At 71.4% G+C, this 14,051-nt stretch carries 12 protein-coding genes; 2 read left to right on the plus strand and 10 right to left on the minus strand.

Annotated features, from left to right (window positions below):
- Positions 1–19 precede the first annotated feature (19 nt).
- The 10 genes from QUY26_RS00125 to QUY26_RS00170 all read right to left on the minus strand — a co-directional run bounded on the left by QUY26_RS00125 (position 20) and on the right by QUY26_RS00170 (position 10,346).
- On the minus strand, positions 20–940 hold the full coding sequence (locus QUY26_RS00125; protein WP_289943035.1) for a branched-chain amino acid transaminase: 921 nt from the start codon (positions 938–940) through the stop codon (positions 20–22).
- Entirely contained in the window at positions 937–2,214 is a 1,278-nt protein-coding gene (locus QUY26_RS00130; protein ID WP_289943036.1) for a GNAT family N-acetyltransferase, read from the minus strand. Before QUY26_RS00130 ends, QUY26_RS00125 begins: the two co-directional genes overlap by 4 nt.
- Positions 2,211–3,473 (minus strand): ATP-grasp domain-containing protein, encoded by a 1,263-nt coding sequence (locus QUY26_RS00135; RefSeq protein WP_289943037.1) that lies wholly within the window; start codon positions 3,471–3,473, stop codon positions 2,211–2,213. The genes QUY26_RS00130 and QUY26_RS00135 overlap by 4 nt, the downstream gene beginning before the upstream one ends.
- Positions 3,470–4,573 (minus strand): Ldh family oxidoreductase, encoded by a 1,104-nt coding sequence (locus tag QUY26_RS00140; protein WP_289943038.1) that lies wholly within the window; start codon positions 4,571–4,573, stop codon positions 3,470–3,472. Before QUY26_RS00140 ends, QUY26_RS00135 begins: the two co-directional genes overlap by 4 nt.
- Positions 4,570–6,072 (minus strand): GNAT family N-acetyltransferase, encoded by a 1,503-nt coding sequence (locus QUY26_RS00145; protein WP_289943039.1) that lies wholly within the window; start codon positions 6,070–6,072, stop codon positions 4,570–4,572. The genes QUY26_RS00140 and QUY26_RS00145 overlap by 4 nt, the downstream gene beginning before the upstream one ends.
- Entirely contained in the window at positions 6,069–7,379 is a 1,311-nt protein-coding gene (locus QUY26_RS00150) for a KamA family radical SAM protein (protein ID WP_289943040.1), read from the minus strand. The genes QUY26_RS00145 and QUY26_RS00150 overlap by 4 nt, the downstream gene beginning before the upstream one ends.
- A 62-nt stretch (positions 7,380–7,441) precedes the next feature.
- A complete protein-coding gene (locus tag QUY26_RS00155; RefSeq protein WP_289943041.1) occupies positions 7,442–8,479 on the minus strand; it encodes an AurF N-oxygenase family protein in 1,038 nt (345 codons plus the stop codon).
- Positions 8,480–8,566: 87 nt separating this feature from the next.
- Entirely contained in the window at positions 8,567–9,292 is a 726-nt protein-coding gene (locus QUY26_RS00160) for a TauD/TfdA family dioxygenase (protein ID WP_087882397.1), read from the minus strand.
- 364 nt (positions 9,293–9,656) lie between these two features.
- Complete coding sequence (locus QUY26_RS00165) at positions 9,657–9,866, minus strand: hypothetical protein (protein ID WP_289943042.1); 210 nt, start codon at positions 9,864–9,866, stop codon at positions 9,657–9,659.
- A gap of 93 nt (positions 9,867–9,959) precedes the next feature.
- The gene (locus QUY26_RS00170) at positions 9,960–10,346 is read right to left on the minus strand and encodes a hypothetical protein (protein WP_289943043.1); all 387 of its coding nucleotides are present in this window, start codon (positions 10,344–10,346) and stop codon (positions 9,960–9,962) included.
- Positions 10,347–10,977: 631 nt separating this feature from the next.
- On the opposite strand from QUY26_RS00170, the gene QUY26_RS00175 reads away from it, so the two are divergent.
- Together QUY26_RS00175 and QUY26_RS00180 are read left to right on the plus strand one after the other, a co-directional pair.
- Positions 10,978–12,312: an MFS transporter gene (locus tag QUY26_RS00175; protein WP_289943044.1), complete on the plus strand. Its 1,335-nt coding sequence runs from the start codon at positions 10,978–10,980 to the stop codon at positions 12,310–12,312.
- Positions 12,313–12,975: 663 nt separating this feature from the next.
- Positions 12,976–13,974, plus strand: coding sequence for a helix-turn-helix transcriptional regulator (locus QUY26_RS00180; RefSeq protein ID WP_289943045.1), 999 nt, complete (start codon positions 12,976–12,978; stop codon positions 13,972–13,974).
- Positions 13,975–14,051: the final 77 nt, after the last annotated feature.

Consider the following 14,051-nt stretch of genomic DNA (forward strand, 5'->3'; position numbering starts at 1 on the left):
AGTAGGCGTACGGCGGTGGTCAGAGATGGGTGAGCCAGCCGTGGGGATCGGCATCCCGGCCGTGGACCACGTCCTGGAACGCCTGGCGCAGCCGCTGCGTCACCGGTCCGCTGCCCGCTCCGGTGACGGGGCGGTCGTCGACCGAGGCGATGGGGACGATCTCGGCGGCCGTACCGGTGAGGAACGCCTCGTCGGCGACGTAGAGCTCGCTGCGGGTCAGGCTCTGCTCACGCACTTCGTGGCCGAGGTCGTGGGCGAGGGTGATGACGGTGTCCCTGGTGATGCCGGGCAGGATGTTGTCGCTGACCGGCGGGGTGGTGATCACTCCGTCGCGTACGGCGAAGACGTTGGCAGCGGACGCCTCGGCGACGTGGCCGCCGGGGGTGAGCATGAGGGCGTCGTCGTAGCCCGCACGGATCGCGGCGACCTTGGCGAGCGCGGAGTTGACGTACGCGCCGGTGGCCTTGGCCAGTGGCGGCACCGTGTGTACGCCGTTGCGCTGCCAACTGCTGACCATGAGCCGGCAGCCCTCCTGCTCGGCCTTCTCCCCCAGGTACGAGCCCCAGGGCCAGGCCGCGATGGCGACCCTGGCGCTGTCCAGGCGCGGAGCGACGCCCATGGTGCCGTATTCGAGGTAGACGAGGGGGCGCAGGTAGCCGCTCTCCAGGCCGGTGCGGCGCAGCAGTTCGAGGCACGCCTCGGTGAGTTCGTCGACGCTGTGGCCGGGGTCCATCAGGTAGACGCGCGCCGAGTCGTGCAGCCGCTGGAGGTGTTCGCGCAGCCGGAAGACGGCCGGGCTCCGCTCCGTCGGGTAGGCGCGGATGCCTTCGTAGACGCCCCAGCCGTAGTGGAGGCTGGGGGTGAGGACGTGTACCTGTGCCTGGTCCCAGGGGATGAACTTGCCGTCCATCCAGATGTCGCTGGTGGGCGTGAGCTTCATCGTGCGGCTCCATGAACGGTGGATGAGGGCGGGAGGGTGCGGGACGGGACCGGGGTGGCCGGGCTGCCGACGTGCTCAAGGCGGCGCTCGACGCTGCGGGACTGGAGGCCCAGCACCTCGTGGAGGACTTCGGCGTCCGGCCCGTGGAAGGCGAACCAGCCCCAGCGGGGTCGCAGCGCGCAGCCGCGCTGGAATTTGGCCTCGTAGGTGGCGAGTCCGTAGTGGATGCGGCGGATGCCGTTCTCCAGCGCCCAGCGGGTGGTCTCGTGGTAGGTGAGGGCGAGGTAGCAGCCGGAGGCCTCGGGGGCGAAGCCCACGGTGCGCAGGAAGAGGGCGTCGCCCGCCCTGAGGTACAGCGCGAAACCGAGCACGCGGTCCTCGTGGACGGCGCCGAGGACGACGCACGACTCGCCGATCTCCTCGCGCAGGGCGTCGAAGTCCCGGCGGACGCGCTCGTGTCCGCCGGGCAGTCCGTACTTCGCCCGATGGGCCACCTGGAGGGCGGTCACCGTGTCGTCGAGTGCTTCCGGGCCGGTGATGGTCACGGTGTGGAAACCGCTGTTCTCGTAGGCGGTGACCTCTTTGCGCAGTCCTCTGCGGCGGCGGCTGCTGAGCCCGGCCACGTACTGCTCCCAGTCGTCGGCGCTCAACTCGTGCACGGCGTCGGCGCCGAGGAGCGTCGCGTGGTAGCCGACACGGGTGGCGGCGGCGTCCACCTCCGCTGCCTCGGGTTCACCCACGTAGAGCAACGCCGTGCTGCGGCATCCGAGTTGGTCCGAGATCTGCTGGAGGAGGGCGGGCAGGGCCGTCATGACCGACCGGCGCTGCTCCGGGGAGCGCCCATGGGTGTGGGCCACGCCGTGATGGTTGCCGAAGGTGGCGAGGGTCAGGGAGGGGTAGTGGCCGGTGCGGTCCTCGGGCAGGGCTGCCGTGAGGCGGTCCCACTGTTCACGCTCGTCCTCGTCGAGGAGTTCGGGCTCGGCCATGGGTGAGGCGGTGCCCGCGAGCCTCGGGGCGTCGTAGAAGAGCAGCCCGCCGGGCGTGTGGGTGACGAGCAGCGTGGCCAGAGCCACCGGCCGGTCTTCTTCGAGCACTTGGAGGCAGTGCGTCTCGTGGAGGTCGGTCCGTGCGGTGAAGCGCAGCCAGCGGGCGTCGTCCCAGATCAGGTCGGAGCCGCCCTGCCCGGTGGCGTCGTGGTGTGCCGGGTGAGGGCCGGGCGGGAGCAGCCGGGCCGTGAACGCACCGTGGTGCGCGGTTGCCTCCGTCGTGGTCATCGCGGCCCTCCTTCGGTGCGGCCTGATACGGCGGAGACGGGCGCGGGCGGGTCGGTGTCGTCCCAGCCGAAGCCCGCGCCGACGAGCTGTGCGGTGGCATCGAGCCTGCTGTCCAGGACGGTGGGGTCGGGGTCGGTGATCACCCAGGTGGCGAGGAAATCGCCGGACTTGCGCAGCCGGTAGCGCTCCCCGCTCCAGTCGTCGCCGATCCGGGTGTTGAGGACGAAGTCCGTCGCGCCGGGCGGCGGTTCGGGCAGCCGCAGAACCCGGCCGTGCTTCGGCGGGATGCCGCAGAAGGCGGCGCGGGGGGCGGTGCGCGCGTGGTTCCGTACGGCGTCGAGCGCGACGGGCAGCCCGCACTCGACGCGGGCCCACAGCTCTCGCGGGTCGGTGCCCAGAATGTGGCGGAGCATGGCGGGGATCGGTCCGCCGCCGATCCGGGCGGCCACTTCGCACAGCACGATCCGGCCGCTGTCGGTGACGAAGAACTCCGCGTGCGCGCAGAGGGTGTCCGGCGAGGGCAGCGCGTCGATCAGTCGCCACGTCTCCCGGACCAGGCGCTCGTGGAGCGGATCGGCGGGGTCGAGGTTGCGCGAGCCGAGCGGGGCGTCCTCCCAGTGGGTCAGGCACCCGGCGCCGGTGTACCGGGAGGCGACGGCCGCGACGGGCTCGCCTTCGGCCCGGAAGACGTCCACGTGGTGGAGGGTTCCGTCGATGAACTCCTCGACCTCGTACGAGCCGCCCGCCACCTGCTCGGCGAGTGCGTCCGCCTGGCCGGGTGCGTCGAGCACGTGCACACCCGTCGATCCGGAGCCGCTCCTCGGCTTGACCACGACCCGGCCGGGGCGGTCGGCCATGAAGTCCGTGATGTCGTCCACGCTCGCGACGGGTGCGAAGGCGGGGACGGGCAGGCCTGCGGCGCTCGCGTACTGCTTCATCAGGACCTTGTCGCGGTACGCGGCGGCCGCGACGCTGTCGAGGCCGGGCAGGGCCAGCTCGCGGCGCAGCAGGGCGGCGCGCTCGACGTCGGCCTCGGCCAACGCCAGTACGGCACGGGGACGGTGTCTGCGGGCGGCCTCACGGGCGGCGGTGAGCACGGCGTCGTCGTCGGTGTAGTCCGGGACGGTGACGACCTCCGTGAAGCCCTCGCCCACGGGTGCGCCGTCGGCGGTGACCGCGACGAGCCTGCCCGCCTCCTCCGGCAGCCACTGGGCGAACGGGAGCGCTGCCTGGCGGGGGCTGATCAGGACGAGGATCACGCGGACGCCTCCCCGGTTCCGGGGAGGCCGAGCCGCGCGGCGAGCTCGTCCAGGGCGGCGGCGGTGCCCGCGTCCAGGGGGATGCCGTGGGTCTCCCGGTGCCGTTCGTGGGCGCGTTGCGGGTCACCGGGAGCGAGCACGGGCCGGTTTGTCGCGGCGGTCGCGGTGCGCACCGTGGTCAGCAGATCCGTCAGTCCGGTGGCGAAGCTGTCCGCGCCGGTGAACGCCTCCGGGTCGAGGGCGAGTACGAGATGTCCGATGCCGCGGCTCCCTCCGGCGCCGCCCTCACCGACCTGGGAGAGCCGCCAGTCGGGTGCGGTGCCGGTGAGTACGGCGCCGAGCAGGGTGACGGCCATGGCCAGGCCCTGCCCCTTGTATCCGCCGAGCGGCGAGAGCGCGTACGCCTCCTCGGGGTGCGTGGTGGGCCGCCCCGCGCTGTCGGTGGCCCAGCCGTCGTCCAGGCCGCGGCCTTCGGCCCTGCGCTGCTTCACCTCGCCGAAGCAGACCTGGCTGGTGGCCATGTCCAGGGCGAATTCCTCGTCGCTGCCGCCCGCGGCGACGCTGATGGGGTTGGTGCCGAACAGCGGCTCGACGCCCCCGTACGGTGCCACGCGGGAGGCGGCCGAGGTGACGGCGATGCCCACCAGGCCCGTTCGGGCCAGGGCGCGCGTGTAGACCGACGCGGCCCCGAAGTGGTTGGAGTTGCGCACGCCGACGGCGGCCACCCCGTACCGGGCGGCCCGCTCCGCCGCGAGCCGCGCGGCCGTCAGCCCGGCAAGGACACCGAGCGAGCCGTCGGCGTCCAGGAGCAGTCCGGCGCCCCTGTCCCGCACGACGGTCGGCTCCGCCGCCGCGCGGGCCACTCCGGTGGACAGCTCGGTGAGGTACTGCGGGAGCAGGCGCAGGCCGTGCGTGTCGATGCCGCGCAGCGAGGTGGTGACCAGCGCGTCGGCCACCGGGTCGGCCTGCTCCGGGGGCAGTTCCGCCGCGATGAGTGCCTCGCGGGCGAGTTCTCGTGCCTGTCGTGGGTGGATGGTGCGGCCCGTGGCGGGCGGCGCGGGCTCGGCTCGGGGTGTCCCGGCCGGGGCTTCGGTGGTCAACGGGTGCTCCTGTGCACGAAGTGATGCGGACCGGCCCCCGGCAGCTCCAGGGGCCCGCCGAGGATGTCGAAACGGTGCTTGCGGTAGAAGCCGAGGGCCGTGTCGGGAACGTGGCCCCAGACCGTTTCGGCGCCGTCCAGGGCCGCGACGGTCAGGGCGGTGCGCAGGAGCGCACTGCCCGCACCCGTGCCGCGGACCTCGTCGAGGATGGCCATGCCGTACAGGCGCCGGGCGCGGCCGGGGCGCGGGTCCGGCAGGTCGTGCCCGGCCGGTGGGTCCTCTGCGGACAGGGAGGCGGCGCCCACCTCGCGGCCCTGGAGCAGTGCCGCGAGGTGCCGGGTGGCGGGGTGTTCGTCCTGCGGGTGGCCGACGCCCGGCGTGGCCGGTGCGGAGCCCGGTGCCTGACGGCGTACGAGGTGCGCACGCTCGGCCGGGACGTGGTGCACGTACCAGCCGTGGGCCGTGGCGTCGGGGAGGTATCCGGAGCCCGGGCGGTCGGGCAGCGCGACGTGGCCGGTGGCGTCGAGGCTGAGCCCGTGTCCGGTGTCCACCGCGAGCAGGTCGACCACGTCGACATCGAGGTGGTCGACCAGACCGCCGAGGTGGGCGGTGGCGGAGACGCCCGCGGCGGACTCGGGCATGCAGCCGAGCATGGTGATCAGGCCGCGTTCCCGTGCGGCCCGCAGTATGGCCAGGGCCGGGGTGAGGCCGCCCGCCTTCATCGGTTTGACGTTGATGCCGTGGAAGGCGTCCGCGCAGGCGTCCAGGTCGGCCGGGGAGGTGATGCTCTCGTCGGCGATGACGGGGATCGGGCTGATCTCCTTGAGGCTGCGGGCATCGTCCCAGGCCGAGCGGGGGTAGGGCTGTTCGATCAGCCGCACTCCCAGGTCGTGCAGATGGGGCAGGGCGGGGACGAGCCGGTCCGGGTCCCAGCCGCAGTTGCCGTCGATGAGGAAGGGTGCGTCGGTCTGGCGGCGCAGTTCACGCAGGATGCTCAGGTCACCGGGGTCCGCGAGCTTGACCTTGTACGCGCACCATCCCGGGCGCTCGCGCAGTTTCCCGGCCATCGCCTCGGGGGTGTCGAGGCCGATGCTGTAACTGGAGCGCAGGTTCCGCGGCCGGTCCAGGCCCAGGGACTTCCACAGCGGGGCATCGAGGAGGCGGGCCCGCAGATCGTGGAGGGCCGAGTCGAGTGCCGCGAGCACGAACGGGGAGTCGGGCAGTTCGGTGGCCAGCCGCTGCCAGACGGTGTCGGCGTCGCCGTCCGGCCCGCACACGTCGAGCGTGGTCAGCAGGGGCGCCGTTCGCCGTAGGTCGGCGTGCATCCGCTCCAGGCCGGAGTTGTAGTGGTCCGTCATGAAACAGGATGCTTCGCCGTAGCCGGACACCCCGTCCTGCTCCGCCTCGACGATGACCGTGCGCGTGATCGGGATGGCCTCCCGCGCGGAGCGCCAGAGGTGACGTTGGGTCAGACTGGCCTCGTGCGCGGTGACCCTCACCGGTCACCCGCCCGTGGCGGCTGGGACGCTTCGGGGTCCGGCTGCCCGGGGAACCAGGAGCCCAGAGCGGGGCGGAGGTCGTCGAACCACTCCGCCTTCGGGTCGTACCGCGCGAAGAACTGCCGCCCCACGAGCCGGGCATCACGGGCCTGGAGCAGCCGCAGCGAGAAGACCCGCTCCCCCGCGACGGTGGTCACCGAGTCCAGCAGGACCTTCCCCGGCGAGGCCGACATCACCGGGCCCCGAGCGGAGCGGGCAAGGCCGGAGACGCCGCGGATGGCGTTGTTGTAGATGTCCAGCGCCTCGGCGAGCGCCACACCGAAGTAGCTGCGGGCGCCGGTGTCCCGCTCGACGAACATGTAGTACGGCACCACGCCGAGCTCCACGAGCTGCTGCCACATCCGCGACCAGGCGTCCGCGCGGTCGTTGACGTGAGCGATCAGCGGTGCCTGGGCGCGGATCACCGCACCCGTCGACCGCACACGGGCGATGGCATCGCGCACCACCGGGGTCTCCAGCTCCCTCGGGTGGGAGAAGTGCGCCATGACCGCGACGTGCCGGCCGGCCGCGACACAGCGTTCGAGCAGCCGCAGCAGATCGTCCGCGTCGGCGTCGCTGGTGAAGCGGGCCGGCCAGTAGGAGAGCGCCTTGGTCCCGAAGCGCAGCGTGCGCACGCTCTCCATGGCCGGGTCGAGCAGCGGCTCGATCCAGCGCTTCAGCACCGCGGTCTTCATGATCATCGGGTCGCCGCCGGTGAAGAGGACGTCGGTGACCTCGCGGTGGTTCGCCAGGTAGCCGGTGAGGTCCTCGGGTGAGCGCAGCGCCTGCCGGAGTTCGGCCACCCCGACGAACTGGGCCCAGCGAAAGCAGTAACCGCAGTACGCGTGACAGGTCTGACCCTGCGAAGGGAAGACCAGCAGGGTCTCGTCGTACTTGTGCTGGAGCCCGTCGAGTCTGCGTCCGTCCAGTGTCGGCACATTGGCCTCGAGCTGGTCACCGGGGTGGGGGTTGAGCAGTTCCTGGGCGTCGGCGGCGGCTTTGCGCAGGACGTCGCGCGGCGCCCCGCTGTCATGGAGGGCCGCGATGTTCTCGAAGACGTCCGGCGGGAGCATGTCGCGGTGCGGGAAGGTGAGCCGGAAGATCGGGTCGTCGGGCGCCGCCGACCAGTCGATGAGCTGGTCGGCGACGTACTCGTTCACCTTGAAGGGCAGGACGGAGGAGACGACCCGCAGGTCGCGCAGGTACTCCTCGGACATCCCGCGGTCGCGAGCGAGCGCCGCCAGGCGTTCGTGGGAGTAGGTCTTCACACGGAATCCTCATGGGTCCTCGGTGGCGGGGCACCCGCCACCGGTCGCGTGCCAGGGCAGCGTCAGTGGGCGATGTGGGAGCGGGACCAGTCGAAGTCCACCTGGTCGGCCACGCCCATCTGCTCCACCAGCTTGTGCAGTCCGGTGTAGTCACGGACCAGCCGCGTACGGCCCGCGTCGGCCTGGCAGTCCGCGAGCATCTCGTGCCCGCCATCGATGCCGACGAGGTCGACGATCCGGTGCCAGGTCGTGTAGTCGTTGGCCACGAAGGCGTCGAGACCTTCCATCAGCATGTCCAGGAAGTACCTGCGCTGCCGCGTGTCGAGGTGGTGGTAGACCATCTCGGCGAGCACGTGCGAGATGGACGCGTGGCAGTACTCGTCGCGGTTGTGCAGCTTCGCGGTCGTGCTGTTGATGGGCTGGATCGTCGTGTCCTCGGCGAGCAGGTCGAGGTACGCGTTGATGGAGATCTCCGAAACCGTCGCGAAGGCGAGCGTCGTCAGGGACTTCTCCCAGCGCTCTCCCGCTCGGTCCCGCAGTTCCTGGTGGGCGCGCGCGGTGTGGGAGAGCGGCAGCGCGTTGTCCGGCATGGCGTGCCCCCGCTTCCTGCGGGTCACCGCGCTCGCGTTGAGGTGCATGAGCGTGTGGTACTGCTCATCGACCATCGCCTGGGCCAGCGACAGGTTGAGCGCCTCCCCGGTGAGGCCCGGGTACTCCCCCTCCATGACCAGCGCGAACGCGGGGTTGGCCACCTTCTGCTCGGCCATGACGGTGTGCCGGTTGTACGCGATCCACGCCCAGCTCAGCAGTTCCGCCCGCTTCTGCGGGTCCAGGCCGCGGAAGGTCGGGTGGTCACGGAAGGGCAGGATCCGCTCGGGGTAGTCCGCGCGTGACAGGTCGAACAGTTCGTCGAGGTCGGGCTCCTCCCGCTTGACGGTGGCACGGCGATGCCAGTTGCCGACGAGTCGGCGGATCACCGCGTTCTCCACCGGGTCGTTCGGGTCGAAGGTCGGGATGCCCTCGGGGAGCGGGGGGCCCGGGGTCTCCTGCCCGACCACGTCGTCGAGGCCGCCTTCAAGGATCGGGGTGTCGCTGTTCATCACATTCCTCACGGGGAGCGGTGCCGACCGGCACCGCGGGTGGTCGGGGCTCCGCCTTCCGGCGGCGCCGGTGGCCCACGGCCGGGCTCAGGACTCCTGGAGCCAGTAGCGCGTCAGGTGGCGTCGCGCGTCGCTGTAGGAGGAGCGGGCGTGCAGCATCCGCTGGTTGTCCCAGACGAGGATCGATTCCTCCGGAATGAGGACGGACACCTTGTTGTCCCGGAAGAACGACTCGGCCCGCACGGCGAGTTCGCGTCCCAGGGAGCCCAACGGGAGTTCGTCGGCGGGTACGTCGGCGTCGATCGGAGGGTCGTAGTGGCCGGCTGTCAGCAGGTTGTAGCTGAACCGGACGATGTCACGGCCCTCGGGAGTGCTCTCCACCACGGGACGTCGCACTCCGGCGGTGCCGGTGCCTCCGGTGTTGTGGCCCACCCAGTCGATGGCTTTGCCCTGCACCGTCTGGCGCTCCTCCTCGCTGAGGGAGGCGATGAAGGCGTACGCGTCGGCGAGTTCGGTCTGTCCGCTGCCGCATCGGGCCTGGACCCGGCAGTGGAGAGCGAGGTAACGGGGCGGCGGGTTCCAGCCGGGTGCCTCGGTGTGCACGAGGATGGTGTTGGTGCTCTTGGAGTAGCGCCGGTCCTCGAAGCCGGGGGCGGCCTTCACCTGATAGCGCAGCTGCCCGTCGTACTGCGGGATGAGGGCGCCGAGATCCTGTAGGGCCGCGGCAGCCTGTTCGTCGGTGGTGATGCCGTCGAGCAGGGTGTAGCCCTGGTCGAGGAGTTCCTGGGTGCGCGGGGTGACGGCAGTCGTCATGGTCTGCGTTGCTCCATGTCAGTTCCTGGGATGGGGAAGCATGGGCCGGGCGCGGCGGCTTCGCGCGCCGCCGCGCCGGGGGCGGACTCCGCTGAAGAAGGGAGGTGCGGCGCACGGCCGAGGGGGCGTGCTCAGCGAACACGTCCTGGGCACTGCGGATGCCGGGCGACTCGGCGCCGGCCGGGGGAAGACCACTGCGGCCGGGAACGCGGCGGCACGTCACCGTGATCGGCGTGGGCCGACGTCCGTGCGCGCCTCCCGCTCATGCGGGGTCTCACGGCAGCGGGGCGGAGCGTGGTCGCGTACGACGAGGGGCGCCGTGCTCACCCGGCCCGCGGGTCGGGGGTGGAGGGAGCGCCCGGGCTCAACTGCCCCAGGTCACATCGGCGCTGTGCATCATGTCCGGGGTGGGCTGGGACAGGCCGCCCGTCGGCACGGTGGCGGCGGACATGCCTTTGGAACATACCTGGGCGATGGCCTGAGCACTGTCCGGGGAGACCGCCTGAGCCATGAGGAGGGCGCCGAGCGCGATGCAGCCGGCTGCGACGGTCCTGAAAGTCGGGGTGAGTCTCACGGAACGGCCTTTCGGTGAATTGCGCTCTGCTTTTTCGGTGAACTCCCGGAACCCGCTCGGAGTGCTTCTGGCTCTCCCGCCGCGCCGGTGCCCCTACTCTGGCAACTCGCCGTCCTGCGCGGAAGGGGAGTCCGGTGGACGGAACATGTCGTGTCCTATCCCGTCCACGGGTGACGGGGACGCCATGCGATCCCAGAACTCCGGAATCAGCACCACTCCGCAGGACGCCATCCGGAAAGGTGCCAACGGGAAATACGCGGCGAGTGATCGGGAGCACAGGGCCGCGGCCCTCAGTTCTGCGTCAGCCAGACTTGGCGCGGTCAGGAAGAGGCCGACCACGGGCCCGCCGGGCCCGTCCGGGTCCACGCTGACGTGCTCCAGGCCGTCTCCCGGCTCGGCGCAGGAGATCAAGGCAGCCCCCGTGCCCACCGGCAGCGGCACATCGGCGGGCCCGTCCAGACGGACATGCACGAGATACATGGCTCCCCCTTCCCCCTCACCCTTGTTCCTGTGCTCAGCCGATGTTCCAATGCTCGGCCGACGGCCGTCCCGGCCGCGAACGGTCCCGCGCACCCGCCGGTCGCCCGCACCCCCAGGCGACTCCCTTCGCGTTCACTCGACGGCAGGCGACCGCGGCCGAGTACGCACGCCGGCCATTCCCGCCTCCGGGGCCGGGCGGGCCGGCCATGACGACACCCAGGCCGTCCGTCCGTCATCCGACGCACTATTGATACACCACCGCAAAGCTGTGGTGCCCCTGTCCCAGGCCGCCGCCGGATTGGTTTTGCCCGAGTCCCTCCGCCCTCGACCGGCTCTGTGCCACAGCGGGTCGAGGGTTCATTCCTTCAATTCCCTCCCACCTGCCCAACTGCGCCCGCATCCCATTCCATGGCTGGCCGATGAATGCAGTGGCCGATACCGTCCAGGCCGAAGGGGTTGATGGGGGCCGCCCCCGGATCGCATCGTGTTCTGAGCGTGCGACGCCACGCATTCCACGGAGAACCGGGAATTCAAGGCGGGTCGATGCCGTCGTCCTCTACCGATTCCCTTGACGCGACTCGAGACTTCGCAGCCCAAAGAGAGCTGAACAACCGCTGGAGACGCAGCCTTTATGACGAATGCCTTGACCCCAGCGGCGCCCGTCCGTCCTTCGCCCCTGGCGTTCCGCGTCTTCCTCGGCGGCCAGAGCGTCTCGCTCATCGGTGACGGCCTCGCGATCCTCGCGATTCCCCTGCTCGTCCTCGAGGTGAGCGGATCCCCGTACGCGGCCGTGCTCGCCGCCATCCCGCGGACCGTCGGCTACCTGCTGGTCGGCCTGCCCGCCGGCGCACTGGTGGACCGGCTGAACCCCCGCAACGTCATGCTGACCATGGACGTCGTACGGTTCGCGGTCTTCCTGTCCCTCGCCGTGCTCGCGGCCACCTCGCAGCTCGCCGTCCCGGTGATCCTCGCCCTCGCGTTCGTCGCGGCGGGGGCCGGCGTGTTCTTCGAGACCGCGCTGACCGTGGCGGTGCGGGACCTGGTCGAGGAGGAACGCCTGGTCCGTACGAACTCGCTCCTGGAGGCCGCGAACCAGAGCGCGCAGATCGTCGGCCCGGGGCTGGTCGGCGTGTTGTCGGCACTCTGGGGCCTCCAGGTCGCCCTCCTGGTCAACGCCTGCACCTTCGCGGTGTCCTTCGTTTCCGTCCTGCACGTACTGCGCGGCAAGGGCCGGGTGGGCCGGGCCCCCTCCCCGCCGCTGCGCGAGGCCCTGCGCGGGGTGCGGGGCGACCTGGTCGAGGGCTTCCGCTGTCTGCGGTCTCTGCGTGTCGTGCTCGTGGTGACCTGCTTGCAGGCAAGCGCCAATCTCTTCCTCGCCGTCGGCTACCTCCTGGTCTTCTACCTGCGCGACACGCTCCACCTCGGCGCCTCCGAGGCGAGTGCCGTCGTCGCGGCAGGCGGCATAGGCGGCGTGCTCGGCACCGCGGTGGCCCTCCGGCTCGGCCGCAGGATGCGGCACGAGACCCTCATCGCGCTCAGCGCGGCCTGTCTGGGGACCACACTCGCGTCCCTGGGGGTGGCGACCTCCCTGGTGCCGCTGCTGGTGCTGAATCTGCTGCTCGGGGGTTCCACGGTGACAGCGGTGGTACTCATCCGCACACTGCGCCAACGCCTGGTGCCAAGAGCCCTGTTGGGCCGGGTCACCGCCACGGCCAAGGTGGCCGCGCTGGCGGCGAGTCCGGTCGGAGCCCTCGCGGGCGGTGCGCTCACCACTCTCAATCACGGCAATCCCCGCCCGGTGTTCCTGGCAGCCGGTCTCCTCAGCGTCCTGACGACCGCTGCCGCCTGGACACTGGGCCTGCGGACCGGGTCACACTCTCCGTCCGGCACGGAACAGGGGCCCACCGCGCCCGGGGCGTCCGCCTCACCTGCAACGGGGACCGACGGGGCCGTCGAGGCGCCCTGACCGACGGCGCCACGTCACCCTCCGCACCCGCGACAGGCGCCCCCACCTCGCGAACGGGCGGCCCCCGAGACCGTCCCCCGACACGTCTCCCCCGCCGCCGCCCGTGACGCCCCGTTCGCCCGCCTCCCCTACCGGCCGAGGGCTCGGCACCACATCACCCGTCCGCGCGGCGCCTGCCGAAGGCCAAGCCGTCGTAAAGAATGCGCGTTCACGGACCGGCTGGATGACAGCGCCTTGCACCTGGCACGACAGCACGGGCACGAACGGGCCGGACGCCTCTCGCCCGCGGCCCGCGAAGTCGTCGCGGCTTGCCGACGGTTCGGCATCCGTCATGGTCAGCCCGGCCCGCCATCGCATCGGACAGAGCCAGTAGACCCCGGTCGACTTGTCGGAAGCTGCCTTCACGAGGCCGGTCCTGCACTGTGGCGGCCGGGTTCGGCAGCCCGGTACGGACGAGTTCGTGGGCCGAAAGGCGACCTTGACAAGATCACTCACGCATCGGAAGTTCATTCCATGCGTCATGCACACACCCGTAGTCGTCGCACCGTGTCTGCAGGGCCACCCAAAGGCTGATCGCCCGGTTGCCCCGACCGTCGCGCAGACCACCGCGCCCCCAATCCCCACGCCTTTCCGGACCCGTTCACCCCTCGGGAGACACACCTCATGCTGGCCGCACTCGGACTCGACACGGACACCGAACGCGTCTACCGCGCCATGCTGGACCATTGCGACGACGGGATATACGCACTGTCACAGCGACTCGCACTGCCGGAGGACCGGCTACGCAACTGCCTCGACCGGCTCCATTCCCTCGCACTCGTCCGACCGCCCGCCAAGGCCGACAGCGCCTTCCGGGTACTCGGCCCGGAACAGGCCATGAAGCTGCTGCTCGCCCGCCAGCAGGCCGAACTCGCCGCCCACCAGGAGCGTCTGGAGACCGCGAGGGTCGCAGCCGCGCAACTCGTCGCGGAGTGCGCCTCCGCGTACAGACCCTTAGCCGGCTTACACACCGAGGAACTGACCGGCGCGGAGGAGATACGCGACCGACTCGCCCGACTCGCCTCCGACGTCCGCCACGACATCATGACCCTCGCTCCGGGCGGCGCCCATTCGGAGAGCGACCTCGAAGCCAGCCGCAAGCCGAACGCGACCCTGCTGGACCGCGGTGTCACCGTACGGACCGTCTATCTCGACAGCATCCGCAATCACCAGCCCACGCTCCGGCACGTCCAGTGGCTCCACGAGCGCGGCGGCCACGTCCGCACCGCTCCCAGCCTGCCAATCCGCATGATCATCGCGGACCGGACCGAGGCCGTCCTCCCTCTGGACCCCGCGGACGCGAGCCTCGGTGCCGTGGTCCTCACGGGGCAGGGCGTCATCACGGCCCTGTGCGAGCTGTTCGACAGCACCTGGCAGGCCGCGAAACCCTTGGTGCCCACGGTGGTACGGGACACCGACGGCCTCACCCCACAGCACCGCGAGGCCCTCCGGCTGCTCGCCCAGGGGATGAAGGACGATGCGATCGCCAAGCGCCTCGGCGTCTCCACTCGCACCGCCCGCCGCTTCGCAGCCGAACTCATGGACGCACTCCAGGCACGCAGCCGCTTCGAGGCAGGCGTCCACGCGGTCCAGAACGGCTGGCTCCCCGCGTACCGCACCTGACACCCCGGCGGCGGGCGCGCCCCCTCGGTTGCCGGACATCAACCGAGGGGCGACCGACGACTCGCGTCACTGCCCCT

The organism is Streptomyces flavofungini (assembly GCF_030388665.1).
GTDB classification, from domain to species: domain Bacteria; phylum Actinomycetota; class Actinomycetes; order Streptomycetales; family Streptomycetaceae; genus Streptomyces; species Streptomyces flavofungini_A.

Excerpts from the sequence above, each read along its gene's own strand:
- QUY26_RS00125 (WP_289943035.1), bottom strand. The coding sequence starts at position 940 with ATGAAGCTCACGCCCACCAGCGACATCTGGATGGACGGCAAGTTCATC.
- QUY26_RS00130 (WP_289943036.1), bottom strand. The coding sequence starts at position 2,214 with ATGACCACGACGGAGGCAACCGCGCACCACGGTGCGTTCACGGCCCGG.
- QUY26_RS00155 (WP_289943041.1), bottom strand. The coding sequence starts at position 8,479 with ATGAACAGCGACACCCCGATCCTTGAAGGCGGCCTCGACGACGTGGTC.
- QUY26_RS00160 (WP_087882397.1), bottom strand. The coding sequence starts at position 9,292 with ATGACGACTGCCGTCACCCCGCGCACCCAGGAACTCCTCGACCAGGGC.
- QUY26_RS00170 (WP_289943043.1), bottom strand. The coding sequence starts at position 10,346 with ATGTATCTCGTGCATGTCCGTCTGGACGGGCCCGCCGATGTGCCGCTG.
- QUY26_RS00175 (WP_289943044.1), top strand. The coding sequence starts at position 10,978 with ATGACGAATGCCTTGACCCCAGCGGCGCCCGTCCGTCCTTCGCCCCTG.
- QUY26_RS00180 (WP_289943045.1), top strand. The coding sequence starts at position 12,976 with ATGCTGGCCGCACTCGGACTCGACACGGACACCGAACGCGTCTACCGC.